Consider the following 1,740-nt stretch of genomic DNA (forward strand, 5'->3'; position numbering starts at 1 on the left):
TAATGTAATGGGCTTTGTGTACAAGGACAATTACTTACTCCTTGCAAGAAATCAAGACCAATAGTTACCATATGAGTTCCTGAATTATATCCCGCTAAATCGTTAGTTGTAATTTGATAAGCGTAAGCGAAATAAAAATTAGATTTTTTAACTCCTACCATTGGACCAATATTTAGAGGCTTTAATATTTGATCGTTTAAGAATCGATATGAAATACCTCCCCAAAAATAGTCTTCTCTTCTGTCGTACTTTCTTATTTTTATATTTAAATCTGTACTAGAACGATTATCACTATCAAAGTATTGGAAGAACATAGAAGGCTCAAATTCAATCTTTTTATTAGTTTTACTTTGAATAACAAGTCCAGTATATATTTGATAATTTAATAGCAAGTCAGGTTCTATTCCTGTATAATCATCAATGTCTTTTGGTAATATATTATTGGCATTCAAACTAAAATAAAATCCTTTATTTCTATATAATATACCCACGTCAAAATTATTGTTAGAATTAGATCTATCATCAGTAACTCTAGGGTCTATAATTGGGGTTTCATAAGTAGGTTGAAAATTATCAATATCTATTCTGAAACTATTTAAGTTGTACGAAATACCAAATGACAGATATTGTTTAGAATAATAATCTAAAATTAAATGATGAGCAAATGAGACTTTCAATCCTTTCTGTTTGGTGTTTCCATTACTGTCATTATACAATGAAATTCCTACTCCTGAACGATTTGCTATTCTAAAATCAGCATATATAGATTGATTGTCTGGAGCTCCTTTAATTCCAACCCATTGCGTTAATCCATTGGCTCTAATTTTTAAATTATCACCAATACCTGCAAATGTTGGAGAAATCACAAAAGGATTATCTGCTAAATATTGCGTAAAAACAGGTAGGTTTAACTCTTGGCTATAACCTTGTGTCATGATTAAAAAAAGAGAATATATAATTAGTTTTTTCATTTTACTTCGTTTTTAGTTTAGATTATAACTTCCCTTTAAATTATCTATAAAGTGTAAAATGACCTACAAAACTTCTATTGTCATTAGGATCGTTCAGTCTAACCACATACCAGTAATCTCCTGTAGGTAGTTCTTCCCCATGATATCTACCATCCCATGTTTGTCCAATTCTTAAAGTGGCAATTTTTCGGCCATATCTATCGAAAATATCGAAATCTAAATTTGGATAATGTATAACACAACCTGGAGCCCAACCATCTAAGTTACCGTCTCCATTAGGTGTAAAATAATTTGGTATACATATATCTACAAATTCAAAATGTCTAGAAGCTGTAGCAACACAACCATTACTATCTGTAACTGTTACTGTATATGTACCAGATTCAGAAATAATAAAGACATTTTCACTTCCATAATCTATACCATTTAGAGTAAATGTATATTCACCAGAACCTCCAGTTGCTGTAGCAATAATTTCATTTATTTCGCCATCGCTTAAAGTAAGTACCAAAGGATCAAATGTGGTAATATCAAATAATTCTGTTCTTTGTATACATCCATTGGTATGTCTTACATCTATATAATGTCCAGTACCAGGAGTTACATCTATAAAAACATTACTTGCTTGATATGGTCCTCCATTTAATGAATAATCTAAATCATCTGGATTTGTAATACTATCATCGACAGTTACTGTAACAATATTACTTGGTGCATTATTAACACAAGCATATTCTATTTCTACTAATGGATTAATGCTTACAGATTC

At 30.3% G+C, this 1,740-nt stretch carries 2 protein-coding genes; both read right to left on the bottom strand.

The window, feature by feature from the left end:
* A partial coding sequence (locus tag FVF61_RS11800) for a PorP/SprF family type IX secretion system membrane protein (RefSeq protein WP_148456676.1) occupies positions 1-971 on the bottom strand: 971 nt, incomplete at its 3' end.
* A 40-nt stretch (positions 972-1,011) separates the two neighbouring features.
* The coding region (locus FVF61_RS11805; protein WP_148456678.1) for a T9SS type B sorting domain-containing protein at positions 1,012-1,740 on the bottom strand (729 nt) is incomplete at its 5' end.

The sequence above is a fragment of the Xanthomarina maritima genome, assembly GCF_008084905.1.
GTDB lineage: Bacteria > Bacteroidota > Bacteroidia > Flavobacteriales > Flavobacteriaceae > Xanthomarina > Xanthomarina maritima.